This window comes from Geobacter pickeringii, from assembly GCF_000817955.1.
Classification (GTDB): Bacteria; Desulfobacterota; Desulfuromonadia; order Geobacterales; family Geobacteraceae; genus Geobacter; species Geobacter pickeringii.
The window spans coordinates 1,789,093-1,810,095 of record NZ_CP009788.1 but is presented as its reverse complement, the minus strand read 5'-3'; the positions used below and the strand labels follow the sequence as shown (position 1 = coordinate 1,810,095).

The window sequence follows — 21,003 nt, the reverse complement described above, 5'->3', positions numbered from 1 at the left end:
TCACTCGTGAAGGGCGGCAAAGTGGGGAAGCAAGCGGTCGTAGGCGACGAGGAGACCCTCGGGAACGACCCTGACATCGGCTACGACGCTCATGAAGTTCGTGTCGCCGTTCCAGCGCGGAACAACATGGAAATGGAGATGGTCGTCGACTCCCGCCCCCGCCGCCTTCCCCAGGTTAAGCCCGATATTGAACCCCTGGGGCGACGCCTCTTTGTTGAGGATCGCACGGCAGAGGCGAACAATCCGGAAAAGATCGAGCATCTCTTGCTCGGTGAGTGAATCCAGGTCGGCAGTATGCCGATGGGGAGCGACGAGCAGGTGTCCGTTCGTGTATGGATACCGGTTGAGCATCACCAGCGATAACGGTGTTCTGTGAAGAACCAGACGATCACGGTCGAGAGTGGTGTCGTCCGCAAGACAGAAGATGCAGTCCGACGACTTTTTATTGAAAATATAATCGGTTCGCCAGGGAGCCCAAATCCGTTCCATCTCCGCCTCCTTGCCGCTATCTGCCCGCCCGTTCACGGGTTTGCGGATTATCGACCAAACAGGTGCAAAATACAAGTCTCGCCAGCGGAGTGCCCCTCATTCACAAGTAAAATGATTTTTTAGTTTCACTGTAATTAGCGCTTGACAAAGCGTTAACACAAGGACTAAGGTGTCTCAATTTCAGTGAATTCAGCAAAATAAAACTCCGTAACGCAAGCGCGGCATGGACAGAAATATTTTACCACGAGTAAAAAAACTGCCTTGATGCCGTCGAAGAAAGGAGCCGAGTCCACCATGAGCAAAAAACAGGATGCCCTTGACTACCATTCGAGTGGCCGCAAAGGGAAGATCGAAGTAATTCCGTCCAAACCGTGCCTCACCCAGCGGGACCTCTCCCTCGCCTATTCGCCCGGCGTAGCCGAGCCGTGTCTCGAGATCGAGAAAAACCCTGAAGACGCATACAAATATACTGCCAAAGGCAACCTTGTCGCCGTCGTTTCGAACGGCACCGCCGTGCTGGGCCTGGGCAACATCGGCGCCTTGGCCGGTAAACCGGTCATGGAGGGCAAAGGGGTCCTTTTCAAGCGCTTTGCCGACATTGATGTCTTCGACATAGAAGTAAACTCGGAAGACCCCGAGGAAGTGATCAAGGTCTGCCAACTCCTGGAACCGACCTTCGGCGGCATCAATCTCGAAGACATCAAGGCCCCCGAATGTTTCTACATCGAAGAAAAGCTCAAGGAGACCATGAACATTCCGGTCTTTCACGACGACCAGCACGGTACCGCCATCATCTCTGCCGCCGGACTGATTAACGCCTTGCTGCTGGTAGGAAAGAAAATTGAGGAAATCCGCCTCGTGGTAAACGGTGCCGGCGCCTCCGCCATCGCCTGCGCCAATCTGGCGCTCTCCCTCGGCCTCAAGAAAGAGAACCTTATCATGTGCGACACCAAGGGGATAATCTACCAGGGCCGCACCGAAGGAATGAACAAGTACAAGGAGCGTTTTGCCGTTGACACGCCGCTGCGGACGCTCGAAGAGGCGGCCGCAGGAGCAGATGTTCTCTACGGCCTCTCCTCCAAGGGTGCCTTCACTCCCGAGATGGTGCGCAAGATGGCAGCCAACCCAATCATCTTCGCCATGGCCAATCCCGATCCCGAGATAACGCCGGAGGAGGCGCGGGCGGTGCGCGGGGACGTCCTCATAGCCACCGGACGTTCCGATTATCCCAACCAGGTGAACAACGTTCTCGGCTTCCCGTTCATCTTCCGGGGGGCCCTCGACGTACGCGCCACCACCATCAACGAAGAGATGAAAAAAGCTGCGGTCTTCGCCCTGGCCGAACTGGCCCGCGAAGAGTGCCCCGACGCGGTCTGCCGCGCATACGGCAATGTAAAATTCTCCTTCGGCCGAGACTACATCATCCCCAAGCCGTTTGATCCGCGGGCCCTTCTCCGTGTTGCCCCGGCGATCGCCAGGGCTGCCATGGAATCGGGGGTTGCCCGCCAGCCGATCGAGGACATGGATAAGTATGTCGAGCATCTGGAGTCTTTGCAGGGGAAGGCCAAGGAAACCCTGCGAATGATCATCAACAAAGCCAAATGCGACCCGAAGCGGATCGTTTTCCCCGAAGGGGACAACGAGAAGATTCTCAAGGCAGCCCAGATACTCATCGAAGAGGGGATCGGCAGGCCGATCCTCATCGGCAGCCATGAAAAGATCCACGCCAAGATGGCGGAGCTCGGCCTCGAACTCAACGGCGATGTGACGATCGTAGACCCGACGAACTTCGAGCGCTCCGAAGAGTATGCCGACGAGCTCTTCAGGCTCCGTCAACGGAAAGGACTCACGCTTTCCGAGGCACGGCGGATCATGACCCGCAAGTCCCGTACCCATTTCGGCTGCATGATGGTTCACATGGGGGATGCCGACACGCTGCTCTCGGGCATTGACACCCACTACCCCGAAACCATCCGGCCGGCACTGGAAGTGATCGGCAAGCAGCAGGGGCTCTCCAGCGTTCACGGCCTCTACATGATGGTCTTCAACAAGGGAATCTTCCTCATGGCGGACACCACGGTCTGCATCGAGCCCACGGCCGAGGAACTGGCAGAGACCGCCATCCTTGCCGCCGAAAAGGCACGGATGCTCGACATCGAACCGACAGTCGCCATGCTCTCGTTTTCCAACTTCGGATCGGTTCACCACCCGCAGGCCCTCAAGGTAAAGCGGGCGGTGGAGATCGTCAAGGAGCGTGATCCGAACCTGGTCATTGATGGAGAGATGCAGTCCGATACGGCCGTTGTGACCGAGATTCTCCAGAAGAGCTTCTCCTTCGCAAACCTCAAGGAAGCAGCCAATGTCCTCATCTTTCCCGATCTCAACTCGGGGAACATCTGCTACAAGCTCCTGCACCATCTTGGAGGAGCAGAAGCCATCGGGCCGATCCTGATGGGGATGAAAAAGCCGGTTCATGTCCTGCAACGGGGAGACGACGTCAGCGACATCGTGAACATGGCCGCCATTGCCGTCGTGGATGCGCAGAACTCCTGACGCCATAGCTGACATCGCACGCAAGAAAGGGGGCCCCGACCGGCCCCCTTTCTCTTGCCATCACACCCCCCTCTTTGCTAAGATTTCTCTCAGTTTTTCCAATAAATCCGTCTCAGGGAGTTTTCCCGCAATGGAGCACCACTCCGCCTTCCATCGCCACACAGGGGAGCGTTTGCCACGGGCGCTGCTTCTCTCTCTTGCGCTTCACGGCGCGCTGGCGGCAACAATTCTGGTTCTGCCCCGGGCCCAGTCCACGCTCAATACGCTTTCCACGGTGACCGTGGACTTATCGGACAGAAACGATCTTTCGGCACCATCCACTTCCCGGGTGGCAGCACATGATAGACGATCCGTAACTGCGGTGCGTCCTGCAATGGCGCTCCCCACCCCTGCAGAGAAAATTGTCGAGGAACAATCGCAACCCCCTTCGCCACCCCCGGCTAACGAGGCCAAGCCTTCATCCCTTTCACTAGGGATGAGTCGAGGATTTTTCAGGAGCCTCGCCGATGGGGAGACCTTGCGCAGCGACATCAAGGAATATTACTTTACCTTGGTCCAGAGGATTAACGAGCAGTGGTGGTCAGTGGCAGGCCAAGCGGAAACCGGACCCGGAAAGCGGGAGGCGTTGGTTACGGTCGTGCTGAAAAGAAACGGGGAGATCTTTGATGTAAGGCTGTTGAAAAGCTCGGGAAGCCCGGAATACGACCGGCTGATCCTGAACGCCCTGCAGGCGGCGCCGCTTCCCCCTCTTCCAGACAGTTACCCCGGCGAGTTCTTTCAGGCGCCCTTTCGACTCATGGCCCCGCTGGGGCTCCTCTCCTGAGGGATGGGCGCTGTTAACCGGTTACCCCGTCGGTATCGTCGAGATCTACAAGCTCAATGTCGGCGAGGTCAAGTGCTTCGTCATCGCACTTAAGGCGGGCAATCTTCTGGACCGTGTCCCTGAAATCGGGGCTCATGACGTGAATCTCACGATATTCGCAAAGCGCCTGATCGCACGCCCCCATCGCTTCGTGAAGTAGCGCCAGCTCGTACTTGAGGCAGAGCAGTTCTTCATCCGCGAGTCCCGGCAAGGCAACTCCTCCCTGGAGGAGCTCCTCGGCCTGCAGGAAATCTCCCTTCTCCCGGCAACAGATCCCCTGGAGTGTGATGCAGTCAATACGGCGTTGCGGGTCCTGCGAGGCGGTTCTGAACTCGGAGATGGCATCGTCGTAAAGCCCCATCTCCTTGTAGGCAATGCCCAGGTTGTAGTGGGTCTCGGTATCGCCCTGATCGAGCTGTTCGCCAACACCTTTCTTGAACGCCGAAAAGAGGCCATCGAGGCCGTACTTGTCACGCTTTGCCGGCTCCGGTGCCGCAGGAATGAGATCGTCGAGCTCTCCCTCGGAGAAATCAAGATCGAGAGATCCGATACCGGTCTCTTCCGCGGGAGAGAGTTCGGCATCTTCCGCTCCGTTCAGCCAATCGTCGGATACCGTCGTGAGGTGAGATATGTCGAGTTCGATCGTATCGCCCTCGTCGATGCCCCTCCCCTCTGCCGCCTCGTTTCCTGCCATGAATAGAGGAAAGTCAAACGACCCGGCATCGCCACCAGCCAAATCCTCCCCTTCATCTCCCATCGCCGGAGCATTGGCCGACAATGAGTCGGTCTCATCCTCCGCGAAGGATTCAACCGAGCTACCTAGGAAGGGGGCGGTTTCGGGCAGTTCGTCCTCTTCGAACGTGATATCGAGCTCGTCCTCCGCCTGCAACCCGGCGGCATCCTCACTTTCGGCATCGGCATGGTTGAAAACCGGTTCTGTTTCCGTTGCCAGGAAAGACGGTTCTGCCGAGGAAGGAGATTCCTCGGTCGTCGTCTCGGTCGGCGATGGTGCCACCTCCGCTTCAATGCCAGCCTCAATGCCGGGCCGTTGTCCCGTTTCGGCAAAGCGGGGGTGTTGAGGTGCGAGGTCGCGCAGAGCACGGTACAATCCATCGACGGTGGCGGGCTCCACGGAACGCAACTCCGACTCGAACATCGTGAGATACGCGAAGGCTTCATCGACATTCCCTTCATCGATGAAGCAGGAAATCAGGCCGCTGCGGGCCGCAACCTCGCCCGGATAACGCTTGATGATCTGACCGTACGCACCCTTCACGATCCGGAAATCGCCGGCAGCGCGAGCCGCATCCACCAGGAGATAGAGCGCCTTGGGATTAAACCGGTCGTCGGAGACAAGCTGTTTGAGCAGCGGCAGCGCCGCCAGGGGAGCTCCCCTCTTTACCTGCCCTTCCGCCACCGTAAGGAGAAATTCCTTTCGCTCCGGAAACAGTTGTGCAATCCGTTCACACACCCGCGCAAAGGCCGTCTCGTCTCCACGGCTTTTGATATCCTGAGCGAGCCCGGTGAAATCCTCGTACGCCTGTTCCTTCTCTCCGGCGCGGTGCCGGGTTTCGGCCAACTTGAAGCGGATGTTGACGTTTTCCTTATCGGCGGCAAGCATCTTCTCGAGAACCGAAATCCCCTCGGAGAGCTGCCCCGTTTTCTCGTAGTGGTCGTAAACGGCCTTGTATTCCGCCAGTGCGTTGCCAATGAGGCCCTGCTTTTCGTTCAAGGAAGCGAGATTGAGGGAAATGGAGAGATTGCGGGGATCGGTGCGCTGAATCTGCTTGTAGACGGCGATGGCCTTCAGGTAGAAACCGTTGTCGGCGTAATACTTGCCAATGACCTCAAACTCTCGGACCGCATCATCCTTGCGGTTTGCACGCATCAGAAGCTCGGCAAACTTCTGCCTCACCCGAATGTCCTTCGGGTCCAGGGCAACCGCCTGCTCGTACTCGCGGAGGGCCCGGTCAAGCTGCCCCTTCACGAGAAATTTCTGAGCACTGTCGAGATGTTTTTCTTTCTTGGTCAAGGCTTCTCCATCACCGCCGATTCATGCGCAACAACCTTGTAAACTAAAGGAAAGAGGCCCCCTTGTCAAGCCATATGAAAGCCCCGCAAACCGCGCTCCTGCCGGCTTTCAGGCGCGATCGCCGCCTTCGTCGCCTCCCCGTGCCCGACCGATTTCATCGATGAGTCTTCGAAGCTCACGGTACTCGTCTGGCGTGGGTCGCCGGTCCCGGTACACCGCTCGACCGTACAGTGCGGCGAATCCGGATACTGCCGGATCGTCGGTCAATTCGGCCAGTTCATAGAGCCCCAGGGACAGGCCATTCCCGGCATTTCCATATACCTTCCTTATCCGTCTCCGGAGCCGTGCAACGAGCCGCTCTTCCTGCGAGATCTTTCCCCTGATCCTGACAAGCCAGACGAGGATGCCGATGGCCGAGAGCGGGAGAGCGATCCGTGCAATGCTGCCAAGTAGCGGCCTGAACGGGACGCCCCTGATGCGCGAGTTTGCCATACTCACCAACTGGAACTGTTTCTGGAAATCATAGGTAATGACCGCCTGGTTCCAGTAATAGGTAAGCGAATCGAAGAGATCGGCGATCCGACGGGACGTGTCGGCACTCTTGGTTGTTCCGACGGTATCGAAATTGGAGGCAAAGGAACTCGGGTCAACCCGGAGCCACCCCTTCCCCCTGACAAAGGCCTCCACCCAGACATGAGCGCGATCTCCGGTGACGAGATAATAGCCGCCCAGGTCGTTGTAATCGCCTCCGTAGTAACCGCCCACCAGCCGCGAGGGTATCCCGGCGAGCCTGAGGATAACGGCAAATGAGGTGGCAAACAGCTCGCAGTGGCCTCTGCGATGGGTGAAGAGAAAGGTGTCGACGGGGTCGTCGGTCAGGGGAAGACCGGAGGTGGCATAGGTGAAACGCTGGGAGCGATACCACTCCTCAATGCGGGCGAGCGTTTCGAGATCGGAGCCGGCAGGGGACGCGAGACGCCGTGATAACGCCATCGTTCGCGCCGAGATGCGAGGAGGGAGGGCACGGTAGAATTTCCGGTCGATCTCTCCGTTGACCGTTATGGCATCGGCAAGGATCGAGAGCGCCTCGTACCTGACACGCCCTCCCGGTGCCCCCCTGAAGGTAAAGACAAAGTCAGAAGCCTGAACGGAACGGACGCCATCGATGCGCGTCGGGACGTTGAGAGCCAGCAGATAGCCCAGGCGCGCCGGTTCGGGATAGACTACCTGCCTGACGCTTTTCCCTTGTGCCGCGACGGCGCGCTCAGCGGGGCGGTGTTCGCTTCTGACCCAGGTGCTGCCGGCAAGGGCGTCGAGAACGATCCCCCGCCAGTAGAGATCATGCATCGGGAGTTTCTCGCACTCGACCCGCAAAGCCACGCGCCTCGTTTCGGTCACCTGCGACACCTTCCCCGGCTCCACGCTCTCGCTGAAGCCGGTGGAGCGCTCGGCGGGGGTATTGAGAAAGTTGAGCAAAGGATACTGGGTACGCGGCAGGATGGCGAAGAAGAGCAGGATAAGCGGTACCGAAGACACCGGCATGAGGAGCGACACGGCAAACACCCGCTTCAGCGAGGCGCGGGAGAACGACATGCCGGCATCGACGGCATGAAACGTAAGCAGAACGAGCGCAATGGCGATGATGGCCAACTGGAACCCAAGATAGACGAGAAAGATGGCGCTCAGGTTGAAAAGCGACGAGCTTGCCAGGGCAAACAGCGCAAGAGCGAATATCTGGAGGAGGTTGCGTGGACTTTTTTCGTTCAGAAGCCGCACCGCGAGGAGAATCACGATGAAGTTCACCACCGGCGTCGCGGGGTTGGCCATGCTGAGCTGCGCTGCGTAATAGATGAAAAAGCCGATCGTCGCCACGGTCGAGGCGACGCCGGCGCAGGGATGGTTTTCGCGGAGGTCGAACAGGATTCCGGCGGCCATTGTCAGGGGGAAAGCCGCACGCGCCACCGGATCGGCATAGGCGAATACCGGCAGATAGCCGAGGCACGCCACCAGGTAGGCTAGGATGGTGATGACGGAGCTAATGCGAACCATGGAGAGCAAGTACCGTCAGGAGTTTCAGGCGATGGGGGCGTGATGCCGCGGGTGCTATCAGGGTCTCTCCCGCGATAAGCCCCACTGGCTGATTGGCGCGTATACCGCGGTTGACGAGCCACGCGCCGCACGAAAGGGCCTCTTCGATGCTGCGCCCCGGCAGGCGGGATATGTCGATCATCAGCGGATCGGCGGCGGATGAGGTCAGCTCCTTGACCTTGAGATCTCCGTGCCGGGCCGACAGGCGCCAGTGAATGAGCTTGAGGGGCTCAGTTCCGGTGTATCCGGCAATCTTCTCCACCTCCCCTTCGAATCCGCGCTGAAGGCTTCGCCGCTCCCCCCGCCACCGCCGGCCGGGGGAAGCGGGCCCCCCTTCGCATGGCGCTGGCCGGGGAAAGACGATACAGCGTCCGTCGAGATACACGGATCTGCTGCGGACGAAAAAATTGATGGGAAACGGTGAGCTGACGACCGCGCTCACACCCCTCTTTTCCCCGCGACCGCGGAAGGTTACGGGAAGAACGCCTGTTTCGACGGTCCGCCGGCCGACCATGGGGAAGTCGATCCATGCCCCGCCGATCTCGATCCGCAGGAGAAACGACGTCATCACCCGCTTGCGGTTCTCCACGCGAAGCGAGGCAAAGGTTTCCTGACCGTCATAAATCTCGTCGGCAAACCTCACCGCCAGGGAGAGATCCCGGATGTTCAACCACCCCATCACCCCCGAAACCGCCATGAATCCCAACAGTGCCGAGACCACCAGAAAGAGGAGATTGTTGCCGGTGTTGACCGCCGCGAACCCGAACAGGAGCGTTATGGCGATATACGCACCACCCGCCCGGGTGAGTTTCAGGCCAGGGGAACCGGGATGGTGTTCAGGATGGCGTGTAATAAATCCCCCTTGTCGAGGTTCTCATCTTCAACGGAGAGAATGAGACGGTGCCCACCGACCGGTACGGCGACCGCCTTCACGTCTTCGGGCACCGTATAATCCCGCCCCTCGAGATAGGCATGGGCCTTGGCCGCCTCTGCCATGCCGATGGCCCCGCGGGTCGATATCCCCGACGCTATTGCCTTATGGTTGCGGGATGCGGCGACAAGGGCGTAGATATAATCGACGACCTTGTCGGAGAGATAGATCTGCTCCCTGACACAGCGCTGCGCCTCCAGGATATCGGCAACACCGACGAGGGGGGCGAGTCCCTTGATCCCCTCCCGTATGCTCCCCCCTTTGATGATTGCTTTTTCAATGGCTTCGGGAGGGTACCCGATTCCGCTCCGAACGAGGAAACGGTCGAGCTGGGATTCGGGCAGCGGATACGTGCCCACCTGCTCCATCGGGTTCTGGGTCGCCATGACCAGAAAGGGGCCGGGAAGCTGATGGGTCGTCCCTTCCACCGTCACCCGGCGCTCTTCCATAGCTTCGAGGAGGGCGCTCTGGGTCTTCGGCATGGCACGGTTCACTTCGTCCACCAGGACGATGTTGTTGAAGACCGGTCCGGGGATGAACGTGAAGCGATTCTCTTCGCGGTTGAAAATTGAGAGTCCGGTGATGTCCGAGGGGAGCAGGTCGCTCGTACACTGAACCCGGCCGAAAGAAAGGCCGAGCGCCTTTGCCAGGGCGAGGGCCAGGGTCGTTTTGCCGAGACCGGGAATATCCTCGAGCAGGATATGGCCGCCTGACAGGAGGGCAATGACTGCCAGCCGCACTGCCCGTACCTTTCCCTTCAGGTAGTGGGTGGTGAGGGTGTCGATGACATGGAGCATTTCGGCGCGTTTCGCAAGAGTCATGGGCCACCTTTCACGGGAGCGAATCGAGGAGTCACTATCCGCAATAGTACCACATTCGGGCAACGCCGGGAAAGGGCCGCACCCCCTTCCCTTTTGGCCGGCTTGCTGGTAAGATGCCCCGTTACCGAGCCAGCATTGTTGCGCGAAACACGTGCATGCCAGGAGAACTTTTCCCATGAACTACATCAGCACACGAGGAACCATAACGCCGATCGGCTTCAAGGACGCGGTCATGATGGGACTTGCCACCGACGGAGGGCTGCTGCTGCCGGAGACGATCCCGGCGCTCGACCGCAGCACTCTCGAAGCGTGGAGAACGCTTTCCTATCAGGAGCTCGCCTTCAACGTCATGTCACTCTTTGCCACTGACATGCCGGCCGGCGACCTCAAGCGGCTCATCGACACCTCCTACGCCACCTTTACCCATGCGGAGATCACGCCGGTGGTTAAAAAAGACGGGGTCCACATCCTCGAGCTTTTCCACGGACCGACCCTCGCCTTCAAGGATGTGGCTCTGCAGTTTCTCGGCAACCTCTTCGAGTATCTCCTCAAGGAGCGGGGGGAGCGGATGAACATCGTCGGCGCCACCTCGGGGGACACGGGAAGCGCGGCAATCTACGGCGTCCGGGGAAAGGAAAACATCAATATCTTCATCCTCCACCCCCACGGCAAGACCTCGCCGGTCCAGGCGCTGCAGATGACGACGGTCCTCGACCCGAACGTCCACAACATCGCCGCCCGCGGCACCTTTGACGACTGCCAGAACATCGTCAAAAGCCTTTTCAACGACCTCCCCTTCAAGGAGCGCTATGCGCTCGGCGCGGTCAACTCCATCAACTGGGCACGGGTCCTTGCCCAAGTCGTGTACTACTTCTACGCCTACTTCCGGGTTGCCGAACCGTTCGGAAGCGAGGTGGTCTTTTCTGTTCCCACCGGAAACTTCGGCGACATCTTTGCCGGATACGTGGCGAAACGGATGGGGCTCCCGGTGCAGAAACTCCTGCTTGCCACCAACGAAAACAACATCCTGGCCCGCTTTGTCACCGAAGGCGACTACTCCCTCGGGGATGTGGTCCCCACCGTTTCTCCCTCCATGGATATTCAGCTCGCCTCCAACTTCGAGCGCTACCTCTTCTATCTCTTCGATGAGGACCCCGCGCGGGTTTGCCAGGCGTTTGCCGCCCTCCCCACCAAGGGGCGGATCGACTTTTCTCCCGCCGAGATGGCGCGGGTCCGTGACGAATTCATCTCCCGTTCGGTGAACGAAACGGAGACCATTGAGACGATCTCGTCCTTCCATGCGGAAACCGGCTACATCCTTGACCCCCACACCGCGGTCGGCGTAAAGGCGGCCCGGGAACTCGTGACGGACGGAACTCCGGCGATCTGCCTTGCCACCGCCCATCCCGCCAAGTTCGCCGAAGCGGTGGTCAGGGCCGTCGGCTTCGAGCCGCCGCGCCCCGCCTCTCTCGAAGGAATCGAGCAACTGCCGAGCCGCTGCCAGCTCCTTGATGCCGACCGTGACTCGATCAAGGCGTTCATAGAGGAAAAGGCCCGCTAAGGGTCTTTTCTTTGCCATCATCGCCATGATTATCGATTGGAACCAGATCGACACCGTCCTGCTCGACATGGACGGCACGCTCCTGGACCGCCACTTTGACGACCACTTCTGGCTCGAGCACGTGCCCAAGCGCTATGCCGCCAAAAACGGCATCTCCCTTCCCGACGCGAAGGCGCTGCTCTACAGCCAGTTCCGCTCCCAGGAGCGAACGCTCAACTGGACCGACCTCGACTACTGGTCTGACCGGCTCGGCCTCGACATCCCTCTCCTGAAACTCGAAGTGGAGCACCTGATCGCCGTCCATCCGGGAGTGGTGGAGTTTCTGCTCTTCCTGCGCCAGAACGGCAAAAGTGCCTGGCTCGTCACCAATGCCCACGGCAAGACCCTCACCCTCAAAATGAGGAAGACCCGGCTCGGCCCCTATTTCACCGGCATCGTGTCGGCTCACGACATCGGCCTTCCCAAAGAGGAAAATGCCTTTTGGGGGAAACTGCGCGAAAAGGTTCCCTATGATCCCGCCCGCACCCTCCTCGGGGAAGACAGCGAGACAAACCTCGGCACCGCCCAAAATTACGGTATCCGTTTTCTGATCTACGTGAGCCGTTTCAGCTCCGCCATTCAGCCGGTACCATCGGCATGCTTCCCCTCAATCAACCACTTCACCGAGCTCATTCCCCATCAGGACGCCTGCCGTACCGAGAGCCCCAAATAGCAAAGGCGGCCTTTGGGGCCGCCTTTGCACATTACGGAAAGCGAATCGCGTCCGGATCATTCAAGATTATCCTCGATCCGGATCAGCCTGCTCTTCTGGGTTATGATATCGAAGGTGTCGATCTCGTCCAGGGCCTTGCGTACATACTCTTCCCGGGCCTCGTGGGTCATGATGACGATCGGCACCTCTTCGCCCGCCATCCGCGCACTCTGGACCATCGACTCGATGCTGATGTCATACTTTCCGAGAACGCCGGATATCTTGGCCAGGACGCCCGGCTTGTCAACCGCGCTGAAACGAAGGTAGTACTTCCCCTCGATGCTCCCCATCGGCTTGATCGGAAGGGTGACGACCGCATTGTCACCGTACCCGAGGGGGGCAGCACGCCGGCCGATGCCGGTCATGATGTTACGGGCAATGTCGATGATGTCGCCCGCGACGGCGCTGGCGGTCGGGTCCATTCCCGCCCCGCGCCCGTAGAACATGACCGGCCCGATGAAGTCACCGGTGAAGCGGATCGCATTGAAGACGCCGTCGACGTCCGCGAGGGGGTTGCTGACCGGGATCATGGTCGGGTGCACCCGCGCCTCCACTCCATCGGCATCACGCTTGCCGATGGCCAGCAGCTTGATCTTGTAACCGAAATCCCGTGCAAACTTGATGTCGACTGACGAAAGGGAACTGATCCCCTCGGTGTGAATATCGTCGAAGTTGACCCGGGTGCCGAAACAGAGCGAGACCAAGAGCGCAAGTTTGTGCGCCGTGTCGACTCCCTCGACATCAAAGGTGGGATCGGCTTCAGCATAGCCGAGCTCTTGAGCATTCCTCAAAACATCTGCGAAATCAACCCCTTCCTTGGTCATCCGGGTAAGTATGTAGTTGCATGTACCGTTAAGTATCCCGAAGACGGTGGAGAAGTTGTTGGCAGCCATATTCCCCCGAAGGGCGGAGATGACCGGAATGCCTCCCCCCACAGCCGCCTCGAAAAGCACCTCGACTCCCTTGCGGGCGGCAGCGGCGTAAATCTCAGCGCCGTGCAGAGCAAGGAGCGCCTTGTTGGCGGTTACCACGTGCTTGCCGTTTTCGATCGCCTTGAGCACGAACGCCTTGGCCGGGTTATAGCCCCCGATCAATTCTATCACGACACTGATCTCCGGATCGGTCAGCACCTCATCGGCATTTGTCGTCAGGACTCCGGCAGGGACGGAGATGCCACGGTCCGTGGTGATGTCCAGATCGGCGATTTTTTTCAGAGTGACCGGGGCACCAACCTTTGCGGCAATCAGGTCCGCGTTGGTCGCAAGCAGCTTCGCGACGCCGGTCCCGATGGTGCCGAAGCCCAGCAGGCCAACCTTTATCTCGTTCATAATCCCTCGCTTCGCTTTCAATGGAAGGGTTCGGTGCGGACTCAACCTTTATCGGGGAGGGTGGAGGCGATTTCGTCGAGGATGCCATTGACGAAGGACGGCGACTCCTCGGTGCCGAATTTCTTCGCCACTTCGATTGCCTCATTAATGGTAACGTTCTTCGGAATCTCCTCCCGGTAGAGGAGCTCGAAAACGGCGAGCCGGAGAATGTTCAGATCTACACGCGCCATTCGGCTGATGGACCAGTTCTTCGACTTGTCGGCGATGGCCGCGTCCAGCGCCTCGCGGTGCTCAAGTACACCCCGCACCAGCTCGTCGGCAAAGGCGCGCCCCGCCGCCGCACCGGCCTCCGATTCGTCGAGAACGAGTTCCATGGCGGGACCAACCTCGCCGGCCGCGTAATCGCGGGCATACAACATTTGGAGGGCAATCTCCCTCCCGTGACGACGCAGACCCACTCTCAGAGCTCCTTGTAAAGACGTGCGGTTTCAATGGCGGTCATCGCCGCATCGAATCCCTTGTTGCCCGCCTTGGTCCCGGCCCGCTCCACCGCCTGCTCAATGGTATCGGTAGTGAGAACGCCAAAGGCGATCGGAACCCCCGTATCCAGCGAGACATGGGCGATCCCCTTCGACACCTCGGCCGCAACGTAATCGAAGTGGGGCGTCGCGCCGCGAATCACGGCCCCAAGACAGATGACGGCATCATATCCCTTTTTTTCGGCCATCTTCTTTGCAGTGAGGGGGATCTCGAACGCCCCCGGCACCCGAACGACGTCGATGGCCGCGTCATCGGCACCATGACGGACCAGGGCATCAACGGCCCCTTCCAGAAGACGCTCGGCAATGAAGCTGTTGAAACGGCTCACGATAATCCCGAACTTGAGGCCAGAGGCATCCAGTTTGGCTTCAATGATTCTCGGCATGTGGTTTCCTCCTCAAAAGGTCAATGGACGAAGGACGTGGAGGGATGAAAATCAGCCATCATTGCCCCCCGGCAGGTCGTCTCAGATATTTTCCAGCAGGTGTCCCAGCTTCTCGCGTTTTGTCTTGAGGTAGCCGAGGTTGGTGGTGGTGGGGGGGATTTCAATAGAGACCCGATCGACAATGTTGATGCCATACCCCTGAAGCCCGATGAGCTTCCGCGGATTATTGGTCATGAGACGGATGGAGCGGACCCCCAGGTTCACGAGAATCTGGGCCCCGATGCCGTAATCGCGCAGATCGGGCTTGAAGCCGAGCTCCAGATTCGCCTCCACCGTATCTTTACCCTGATCCTGGAGGGCATAGGCCTTCAGCTTGTTGAACAGGCCGATGCCGCGCCCTTCCTGGCGCATGTAGAGGATGACCCCCTTCCCTTCCGCCTCGATCATCTCCATGGCACGATGGAGCTGGGCGCCGCAGTCGCAGCGGAGGCTCCCGAAGACATCGCCGGTCATGCACTCGGAGTGGACCCGAACGAGCACCGGCTCATCTCCCCGGATCTCCCCCTTCACCAGCGCCAAATGCTCCAACTTGTCCACATCGTTTTCGAATGCTATGGCGCGGAAGTCCCCGAACTCCGTCGGCAGCGTCACGTCGGCGGCGCGACGGACGAGGGATTCATGCTTGAGTCGATAAGCCACGAGATCGGCAACGGTGCAGATCCGGATGCCGTGTTCCTTGGCGAATTTCTTGAGCTGCGGCATCCGGGCCATGGTGCCGTCTTCGTTCATGATCTCGCAGATGACGCCGGCAGGTTTCAGGCCGGCGAGCCGCGCGAGGTCCACGGACCCTTCGGTCTGCCCTGAACGAACAAGAACACCGCCGTTTCTGGCCCGAAGCGGAAATATGTGACCAGGGCGCGCCAGGTCGTCAGGTTTGGTGGAGTCGGCCACGGCGGTAAGGATGGTGTGCGCCCGGTCAGCGGCGGAAATGCCGGTCGTCACGCCACGCTTGGCCTCGATCGAGACGGTGAAGGCGGTGCCGAAGGAGGAGGTATTGTCGGAGACCATGAGCGGAAGCCGCAGGTAGTCGCACCGTTCGGAGGTCATGGTGAGGCAGATCAGGCCGCGACCGAATCTGGCCATGAAATTGATGGCCTCGGGGGTGATCATCTCGGCGGCCATGGTGAGGTCGCCTTCGTTCTCCCGGTCTTCGTCGTCCACAAGGATAACCATCTTCCCCTGACGGATATCCTCGACAGCTTCTTCAATCCTTGCAACAGGCATTAGCGGCTCCAATACAGGAATTTGACAAGCTTTTTATATCTCACAGAAAACCGCTCTTTGCAAGCAGTTCAAGACTCACCCCATCCCCCCTCCGTCCCGGTCCCCCGGCACCCAGAAGCCGCTCGACGTATTTGCCGAGGATGTCGGTCTCGATGTTTACCCGGTCGCCGGCGCGGGCCGTACCGAGGGTGGTCTTGGCGGCAGTATGGGGAATGATGTTGACCGAAAAGCCGTCGCTCGAAACGGCGTTGACGGTGAGGCTGATGCCGTCGATCGCCACTGACCCCTTGGCCACGAGATAGCGGGCGTGCTCGGAAGAACTCCGAAAGCCGAAGACGATATTTCCCGACAGCTCCCTCCGCTCCGAAATGGTGGCGATGAAATCGACGTGGCCGGTCACGATGTGCCCGCCAAGCCGGTCGCCGAGGCGCAGAGCCCGCTCCAGGTTCACCCGGGCCCCGGGAGCAAGGGCACCGAGCGTGGTTACCTCCAGCGTCTCCGGTGAGGCATCAAAAGTGAGTTCCCCTCCCCCCATGGCCACCACCGTGAGGCAGGCACCATTCACCGCCACCGAATCGCCGAGGGAGATAGAATCTGACGGCAGAGCGCTGCCGACGGCAAGCCGTGCGGCTGCTCCGGTACGCTCGATCCTCCTGAGAATCCCCACCTCCTCGATCAGCCCGGTAAACATGCTTCCTCCGGATAGGCCTCGACCATGATGTCATCGCCAAAGCGGCGTACAGCGCCGGTTTTCAACCTGAATGCCTCATCCATACGCATAACCGATTGCCCGCCGAAAAGTCCGACGCCCCCCTCTCCTCCGAGCAGTTTCGGGGCGTAAAAGAGCACGAATTTGTCGATCAGCCCCGCGCGAAGCGCTTCGCCTGCCAGCGTGCTCCCTCCCTCCAGGAGCACTGACTGAACTCCCCGGGCGCCAAGCCTTGTCAGGAGGTCCTTCAGATCAACCTGCCCGTCGCGACTTGCGCATCGGACAACTTCGGCGCCAGCAGAGCACAGGAGCGCACACCGCGCTTCATCGCCGGAGATGGTGGCAACGAGGGTTGCCGACGTCGATTCCTGGCTCAGCATTCGGGCTGTCCCGGGCAGGCGGAGGGTGCTGTCGACCACTACCCGCAGGGGGTCCCGTCCCCTTGGAATCCGGACGGTCAATTGCGGGTCGTCGGCAAGGACGGTGCCGATCCCCACCATAACCGCATCAACCGCCGCCCGAAGTCTGTGAACATAATGCCGCGACTTTTCGTTGGTTATCCAGCGGGAATCTCCAGAGCTGGTGGCGGTCTTGCCATCGAGGGTCAGGGCCGACTTGAGGATGACGAACGGCATCCCCGTCGTAACATGCTTGATGAATGGTTCATTGAGGAAATGACTCTCGTTTTCGAGGAGACCGGTGGTGACTTCAATACCGGCAGCCTCCAGCCTGCCAATCCCCCTGCCACAGACCTTCGGATTCGGATCGACCATCCCGACGAAAACCCTGGCAACCCCTGCCGCCACAAGGGCATCGGCGCACGGCGGGGTTTTCCCGTAGTGGGAGCAGGGTTCAAGCGTCACGTAGACATCGGCTCCCCGCGCTTGGCCGGCCGCCTGCCGCAGGGCATGGGCTTCCGCGTGGGGCGTTCCGGCCTTGCGATGCCAGCCTTCCCCAACGATAACGCCATCCCGCACGATGACGCAGCCGACCGCCGGATTCGGGCTTGTCCTGCCAATGCCACGCCGCGCCAGGGCAAGGGCACGCCGCATCATCCGTTCGTGAAAATCGCCCGCCACCACGATCACTTCTTCAACAGGTCCTGCAGCTCGGACATGAATTCGTTCACATCCTTGAACGAGCGGTAGACGGAAGCGAAGCGGACGTAAGCCACCTCGTCGATCTCGTGGAGTTCGGTCATCACCCATTCACCAATGGTGGTACTCGGAACCTCCTTCTCTCCCCACTCCTGGAGACGGCCTTCGAGCCGGTCCACAAGCCGGTCGATCGTCTCCCGTGACACCTGCCGCTTCTCACATGCCTTCTGGATGCCCGAGACAATCTTCATCCGGTCGAAGGGCTCACGGCGACCATCCTTTTTCAGGACGAGAGGAAGGGGCTCCTCGACCCGCTCGTAGGTGGTAAAGCGCTTGCCGCACGATTCGCACTCACGGCGGCGACGAATGGCTGCCCCCCCTTTGTCGGGGCGGGAATCGACCACTTTGCTATCGGGAAAGGAACAGAACGGGCACTTCACAAAGCGCCTCCCTGCAGTTCGCTGAATTTCTCGACCACCACGCCGGATTCCCCGATCATCTCGCGAGCCAGATCGTCGGAGTATCCCTCCTCGTAGACGATGCGCCGGATGCCGGCGTTGATCAGCATTTTGGAGCAGATGATGCACGGCATGGTGGTGCAGTAAAGGGTCCCGCCGTCAATATTGGTGCCGTGCTTGGCGGCCTGAATGATGGCATTTTGTTCGGCATGGAGGCCCCGGCAGAGCTCGTGCCGCTCTCCCGACGGTATTTGAAGGCGTTCGCGAAGGCATCCCACCTCAAGACAGTGAGCGACGCCGGACGGGGCGCCGTTGTAGCCGGTGGCGAGGACATTCTTGTCCTTGACGATGACCGCCCCCACCTGGCGGCGCAGGCACGTCGAGCGTTTGGCCACCAGATGAGTGATCTCCATGAAATATTCGTCCCAGGTCGGGCGGGCCATGGTCTTCTCCATAGGGGTAAATGGCGGCCAGCATACATTGAGAAGTACCGTCAGGTCAAGGTTTTAGGCGGGATTGACTGCGTCGGTCATTCAGGGGGAGCAGAGCGGAGACGCTTTGCGTGGGAACGTCGCTTCTTTCCCTCGAGACGGCGTTTTTTCTCGGCGTTGGGCACCCTGGTCGCCACCCGCGGCTTTTCACGCCGGGCGAGACGCTCCAGCGCCTTACGGAGCCGTTCAAGGGCCACTTCGCGGTTGCGCGCCTGGGAACGACTTTCGGTGGCTTGCACCACGATACCGGTGGGGAGATGGCGGATGCGGACTCCCGTCTCCGTCACGTTGCGATGCTGACCGCCCGGGCCGGAGCCGCGAACGAATTCAATTTTCAAGTCAATGTCACGTATTTCGATCACGTTTCGTCTCCGCCGACCCAAAGGCCCGCAACGCCGTGGAGCGGCCACACAAGGAGCCGTCAGTACCCCGATTGACAGAAACTCCCTGAAATTCGATAATAGCGCATCAACCATGAGAGGTAAACCATGAACGCAGAGGCCCTTCTGGCCAAACATTTCGGTGCGGACGCCAACGCCTGCAGAATCGTTCTCGAACATAGCAGGCTCGTGGCCGACAAGGCGCTGCGCGTTGCCCGTTTTCTGGGTGATCCGGCACTGGATCTCGGCTTCATCGAAGAAGCGGCGCTTCTCCACGACATCGGCGTCTGTCGCACAAGATCGGCCGGCATCGGATGCAGCGGCGACGCACCCTACATCCTCCATGGCATCATCGGCCGGGAAATTCTCGAGACCGAGAGTCTTCCCCGTCACGCCCTCGTCTGCGAGCGGCACATCGGCGTTGGCCTTACCGCCGACGACATTCTCCGCCAAAACCTTCCCCTCCCCCCCCGCGACATGGTCCCCATCAGCCGCGAGGAAACCATCATCTGTTTCGCCGATCTCTTTTTCTCCAAAAAACCCGACACGCTACGGCATGAAAAAAGCTGCGACGAGGTCAGGCGGAATCTCGGTACGTTCGGTGAGCACAAGGTCACTATCTTCGAAGAGTGGCTGACCATATTCACTACATAATCACACAAACACCTCAATACATACTTACCCGCCCCAGGCATCCGACAGCGCGATTTCGGTTTTGTGATATAGTTGCGAAATGAGGGGAATCGAATGATCGAGGTGGGACAATGACGGTGCCATCGGAATTGAGACGCATCGCGGATACCGTCTGGGAGCTTCCGCGATCCTACAAGCCCGGCATGCTCGTGCCGGCACGGATCTTCGCCACGGAAAAGCTGATCCGGGCCATGGACAGCGGGGTCTTCGACCAGGTTTCAAACGTCGCCTGCCTTCCCGGCATCCAGAAGTATGCGTTCTGCATGCCCGACGGTCACTGGGGCTATGGCTTTCCGATCGGGGGGCTCGCGGCCATGGATCCGGAAACCGGCGTCATCTCTCCCGGAGGCATCGGTTTCGATATCAACTGCGGCATGCGGCTTGTCCTCACGAATCTCACTTACGACGAAGTCCAGCCACGCCTGCGCGATCTGGTGGACGCCCTCTTCTACCGAGTGCCGGCAGGAGTCGGGTGCCACGGCTTTGTACGGCTCTCCCACGACGAGTTCTGCGCGGTGGCGGAGCAGGGATCGCGCTGGGCGCTCAAGAACGGCTATGCGTGGCCGGAGGATCTGGAACTGACCGAGGAAGGGGGATGCTTCGCCGGAGCGGACGCCGCGAAGATCAGCCATCGTGCCATCGACCGGGGGTTCAATCAGATCGGAACGCTTGGTTCAGGCAATCACTACCTGGAGATCCAGGTGGCACGCCCCGAAAACATTTACGACCAGGAACTTGCGCGCGCCTTCGGCATCACCGTGCCGAACCAGGTGGTCGTCATGTTCCACTGCGGGAGCCGCGGTTTTGGCCACCAGGTGGCAACCGACTACCTGCAGCTTTTCCTCTCGGTGATGGAGAAGAAGTACGGCATCCATACCAACGACCGGGAACTCGCCTGCGCACCGTTTCGCTCCCGCGAGGGACAGGACTACTTCGCCGCCATGAAGTGCGCGGTGAACATGGCCTTTGCCAACCGTCAGGTAATCCTTCACCGCATCCGTGAGGTCTTTGCCGACATCTTTGCAAAAGACCCGCGAGAACTGGGGATGGAGATGGTCTACGACGTGGCACACAACACCGCAAAGCTGGAAAACCACGTCGTTGACGGGATGAAGCGGGAACTCCTCGTTCACCGCAAGGGCGCTACGCGCGCTTTTGGCCCCGGCATGGAGGGAATTCCCGACCGTTACCGCGAGAGCGGCCAGCCGGTAATCATCGGAGGAAGCATGGAGACTGGTTCCTACCTGCTGGCAGGGATGCGGGGAGGAAGCGAGACGTTTTTCACCACCGCCCACGGCAGCGGCCGGACCATGAGCAGACACCAGGCAAAACGGCTGGTGAAGGGGCAAAAACTGCAGCGGGATATGGAACTGCGGGGGATCTATGTCCGCACGGCATCGTGGGGAGGTCTGGCGGAGGAGGCGGGAGCTGCCTACAAGGATATTGACGACGTGGCCGAGGCAACCGAGCGCTCCAATCTCAGCCGAAGGGTGGTACGCCTGGTTCCGATCGGGAATGTCAAGGGATGAGAGTTTCTGGAGGTAACCTGC

20 protein-coding genes are annotated in these 21,003 nt (G+C 59.8%); 6 read left to right on the top strand and 14 right to left on the bottom strand.

The window, feature by feature from the left end; translation table 11 throughout:
* Window positions 1-489 (bottom strand): HIT family protein, encoded by a 489-nt coding sequence (locus GPICK_RS08085; protein ID WP_039742009.1) that lies wholly within the window; start codon window positions 487-489, stop codon window positions 1-3.
* Between the two features lie 294 nt (window positions 490-783).
* Here GPICK_RS08085 and GPICK_RS08080 point away from each other — a divergent pair, with 294 nt between their 5' ends.
* Both GPICK_RS08080 and GPICK_RS08075 read left to right on the top strand, forming a co-directional pair.
* Complete coding sequence (locus GPICK_RS08080) at window positions 784-3,042, top strand: NADP-dependent malic enzyme (RefSeq protein ID WP_039742007.1); 2,259 nt, start codon at window positions 784-786, stop codon at window positions 3,040-3,042.
* Window positions 3,043-3,172: 130 nt separating this feature from the next.
* Window positions 3,173-3,865 carry an energy transducer TonB gene (locus GPICK_RS08075; RefSeq protein ID WP_039742004.1) on the top strand — a complete coding sequence of 231 codons (693 nt, stop codon included), beginning with the start codon at window positions 3,173-3,175 and terminating at the stop codon, window positions 3,863-3,865.
* A 13-nt stretch (window positions 3,866-3,878) separates the two neighbouring features.
* On the opposite strand, the gene GPICK_RS08070 is transcribed toward GPICK_RS08075, so the two are convergent.
* From GPICK_RS08070 to GPICK_RS08055, 4 genes are all read right to left on the bottom strand, one after another.
* Window positions 3,879-5,936: a tetratricopeptide repeat protein gene (locus GPICK_RS08070; RefSeq protein ID WP_039742003.1), complete on the bottom strand. Its 2,058-nt coding sequence runs from the start codon at window positions 5,934-5,936 to the stop codon at window positions 3,879-3,881.
* Between the two features lie 108 nt (window positions 5,937-6,044).
* Window positions 6,045-7,985, bottom strand: a complete 1,941-nt coding sequence (locus tag GPICK_RS08065; protein WP_052263361.1) for a transglutaminase family protein — start codon at window positions 7,983-7,985, stop codon at window positions 6,045-6,047.
* Window positions 7,972-8,745, bottom strand: a complete 774-nt coding sequence (locus tag GPICK_RS08060; RefSeq protein ID WP_236685685.1) for a DUF58 domain-containing protein — start codon at window positions 8,743-8,745, stop codon at window positions 7,972-7,974. The genes GPICK_RS08065 and GPICK_RS08060 overlap by 14 nt, the downstream gene beginning before the upstream one ends.
* A gap of 89 nt (window positions 8,746-8,834) precedes the next feature.
* Entirely contained in the window at window positions 8,835-9,776 is a 942-nt protein-coding gene (locus tag GPICK_RS08055) for an AAA family ATPase (RefSeq protein WP_039742000.1), read from the bottom strand.
* A gap of 175 nt (window positions 9,777-9,951) precedes the next feature.
* On the opposite strand from GPICK_RS08055, the gene thrC reads away from it, so the two are divergent.
* Together thrC and yrfG are read left to right on the top strand one after the other, a co-directional pair.
* A complete protein-coding gene (gene thrC, locus GPICK_RS08050) occupies window positions 9,952-11,337 on the top strand; it encodes a threonine synthase (RefSeq protein ID WP_039741998.1) in 1,386 nt (461 codons plus the stop codon).
* A 25-nt stretch (window positions 11,338-11,362) separates the two neighbouring features.
* Window positions 11,363-12,049: a GMP/IMP nucleotidase gene (yrfG, locus tag GPICK_RS08045; RefSeq protein WP_039741995.1), complete on the top strand. Its 687-nt coding sequence runs from the start codon at window positions 11,363-11,365 to the stop codon at window positions 12,047-12,049.
* A gap of 56 nt (window positions 12,050-12,105) precedes the next feature.
* Here the strand turns inward: yrfG and GPICK_RS08040 are convergent, their stop codons facing one another.
* The 9 genes from GPICK_RS08040 to GPICK_RS16970 all read right to left on the bottom strand — a co-directional run bounded on the left by GPICK_RS08040 (window position 12,106) and on the right by GPICK_RS16970 (window position 18,742).
* Entirely contained in the window at window positions 12,106-13,416 is a 1,311-nt protein-coding gene (locus GPICK_RS08040) for a homoserine dehydrogenase (RefSeq protein ID WP_039741993.1), read from the bottom strand.
* 41 nt (window positions 13,417-13,457) lie between these two features.
* Window positions 13,458-13,874, bottom strand: a complete 417-nt coding sequence (gene nusB, locus GPICK_RS08035; RefSeq protein ID WP_039741991.1) for a transcription antitermination factor NusB — start codon at window positions 13,872-13,874, stop codon at window positions 13,458-13,460.
* A gap of 2 nt (window positions 13,875-13,876) precedes the next feature.
* Window positions 13,877-14,341, bottom strand: coding sequence for a 6,7-dimethyl-8-ribityllumazine synthase (gene ribH, locus GPICK_RS08030; protein WP_039741989.1), 465 nt, complete (start codon window positions 14,339-14,341; stop codon window positions 13,877-13,879).
* An 81-nt stretch (window positions 14,342-14,422) separates the two neighbouring features.
* Window positions 14,423-15,625, bottom strand: a complete 1,203-nt coding sequence (locus GPICK_RS08025; RefSeq protein WP_039741986.1) for a bifunctional 3,4-dihydroxy-2-butanone-4-phosphate synthase/GTP cyclohydrolase II — start codon at window positions 15,623-15,625, stop codon at window positions 14,423-14,425.
* Window positions 15,626-15,665: 40 nt separating this feature from the next.
* Window positions 15,666-16,316, bottom strand: a complete 651-nt coding sequence (locus GPICK_RS08020; RefSeq protein ID WP_039741984.1) for a riboflavin synthase — start codon at window positions 16,314-16,316, stop codon at window positions 15,666-15,668.
* A complete protein-coding gene (gene ribD / locus GPICK_RS08015) occupies window positions 16,301-17,389 on the bottom strand; it encodes a bifunctional diaminohydroxyphosphoribosylaminopyrimidine deaminase/5-amino-6-(5-phosphoribosylamino)uracil reductase RibD (protein ID WP_039745515.1) in 1,089 nt (362 codons plus the stop codon). Before ribD ends, GPICK_RS08020 begins: the two co-directional genes overlap by 16 nt.
* 29 nt (window positions 17,390-17,418) lie before the next feature.
* Window positions 17,419-17,871, bottom strand: coding sequence for a transcriptional regulator NrdR (gene nrdR, locus GPICK_RS08010; RefSeq protein WP_039741982.1), 453 nt, complete (start codon window positions 17,869-17,871; stop codon window positions 17,419-17,421).
* Window positions 17,868-18,332, bottom strand: coding sequence for a deoxycytidylate deaminase (locus tag GPICK_RS08005; protein WP_039745512.1), 465 nt, complete (start codon window positions 18,330-18,332; stop codon window positions 17,868-17,870). Before GPICK_RS08005 ends, nrdR begins: the two co-directional genes overlap by 4 nt.
* Before the next feature lie 86 nt (window positions 18,333-18,418).
* Entirely contained in the window at window positions 18,419-18,742 is a 324-nt protein-coding gene (locus tag GPICK_RS16970; RefSeq protein WP_039741981.1) for a peptide chain release factor family protein, read from the bottom strand.
* A 126-nt stretch (window positions 18,743-18,868) separates the two neighbouring features.
* On the opposite strand from GPICK_RS16970, the gene GPICK_RS07995 reads away from it, so the two are divergent.
* On the top strand, window positions 18,869-19,414 hold the full coding sequence (locus tag GPICK_RS07995; protein WP_039741980.1) for an HD domain-containing protein: 546 nt from the start codon (window positions 18,869-18,871) through the stop codon (window positions 19,412-19,414).
* A 110-nt stretch (window positions 19,415-19,524) separates the two neighbouring features.
* A complete protein-coding gene (locus GPICK_RS07990) occupies window positions 19,525-20,982 on the top strand; it encodes an RtcB family protein (protein WP_039741978.1) in 1,458 nt (485 codons plus the stop codon).
* Window positions 20,983-21,003 lie beyond the last annotated feature (21 nt).

What these genes read in the sequence shown, in the direction of transcription:
- GPICK_RS08075 (WP_039742004.1), top strand. Translation starts at nt 3,173, where the DNA reads ATGGAGCACCACTCCGCCTTCCATCGCCACACAGGGGAGCGTTTGCCA.
- thrC (WP_039741998.1), top strand. Translation starts at nt 9,952, where the DNA reads ATGAACTACATCAGCACACGAGGAACCATAACGCCGATCGGCTTCAAG.
- GPICK_RS08085 (WP_039742009.1), bottom strand. Translation starts at nt 489, where the DNA reads ATGGAACGGATTTGGGCTCCCTGGCGAACCGATTATATTTTCAATAAA.
- GPICK_RS07990 (WP_039741978.1), top strand. Translation starts at nt 19,525, where the DNA reads ATGACGGTGCCATCGGAATTGAGACGCATCGCGGATACCGTCTGGGAG.
- yrfG (WP_039741995.1), top strand. Translation starts at nt 11,363, where the DNA reads ATGATTATCGATTGGAACCAGATCGACACCGTCCTGCTCGACATGGAC.
- ribH (WP_039741989.1), bottom strand. Translation starts at nt 14,341, where the DNA reads ATGCCGAGAATCATTGAAGCCAAACTGGATGCCTCTGGCCTCAAGTTC.
- GPICK_RS07995 (WP_039741980.1), top strand. Translation starts at nt 18,869, where the DNA reads ATGAACGCAGAGGCCCTTCTGGCCAAACATTTCGGTGCGGACGCCAAC.
- GPICK_RS08040 (WP_039741993.1), bottom strand. Translation starts at nt 13,416, where the DNA reads ATGAACGAGATAAAGGTTGGCCTGCTGGGCTTCGGCACCATCGGGACC.
- GPICK_RS08055 (WP_039742000.1), bottom strand. Translation starts at nt 9,776, where the DNA reads ATGACTCTTGCGAAACGCGCCGAAATGCTCCATGTCATCGACACCCTC.
- GPICK_RS08065 (WP_052263361.1), bottom strand. Translation starts at nt 7,985, where the DNA reads ATGGTTCGCATTAGCTCCGTCATCACCATCCTAGCCTACCTGGTGGCG.
- ribD (WP_039745515.1), bottom strand. Translation starts at nt 17,389, where the DNA reads ATGATGCGGCGTGCCCTTGCCCTGGCGCGGCGTGGCATTGGCAGGACA.
- GPICK_RS08080 (WP_039742007.1), top strand. Translation starts at nt 784, where the DNA reads ATGAGCAAAAAACAGGATGCCCTTGACTACCATTCGAGTGGCCGCAAA.
- GPICK_RS08020 (WP_039741984.1), bottom strand. Translation starts at nt 16,316, where the DNA reads ATGTTTACCGGGCTGATCGAGGAGGTGGGGATTCTCAGGAGGATCGAG.
- GPICK_RS08025 (WP_039741986.1), bottom strand. Translation starts at nt 15,625, where the DNA reads ATGCCTGTTGCAAGGATTGAAGAAGCTGTCGAGGATATCCGTCAGGGG.
- GPICK_RS08005 (WP_039745512.1), bottom strand. Translation starts at nt 18,332, where the DNA reads ATGGCCCGCCCGACCTGGGACGAATATTTCATGGAGATCACTCATCTG.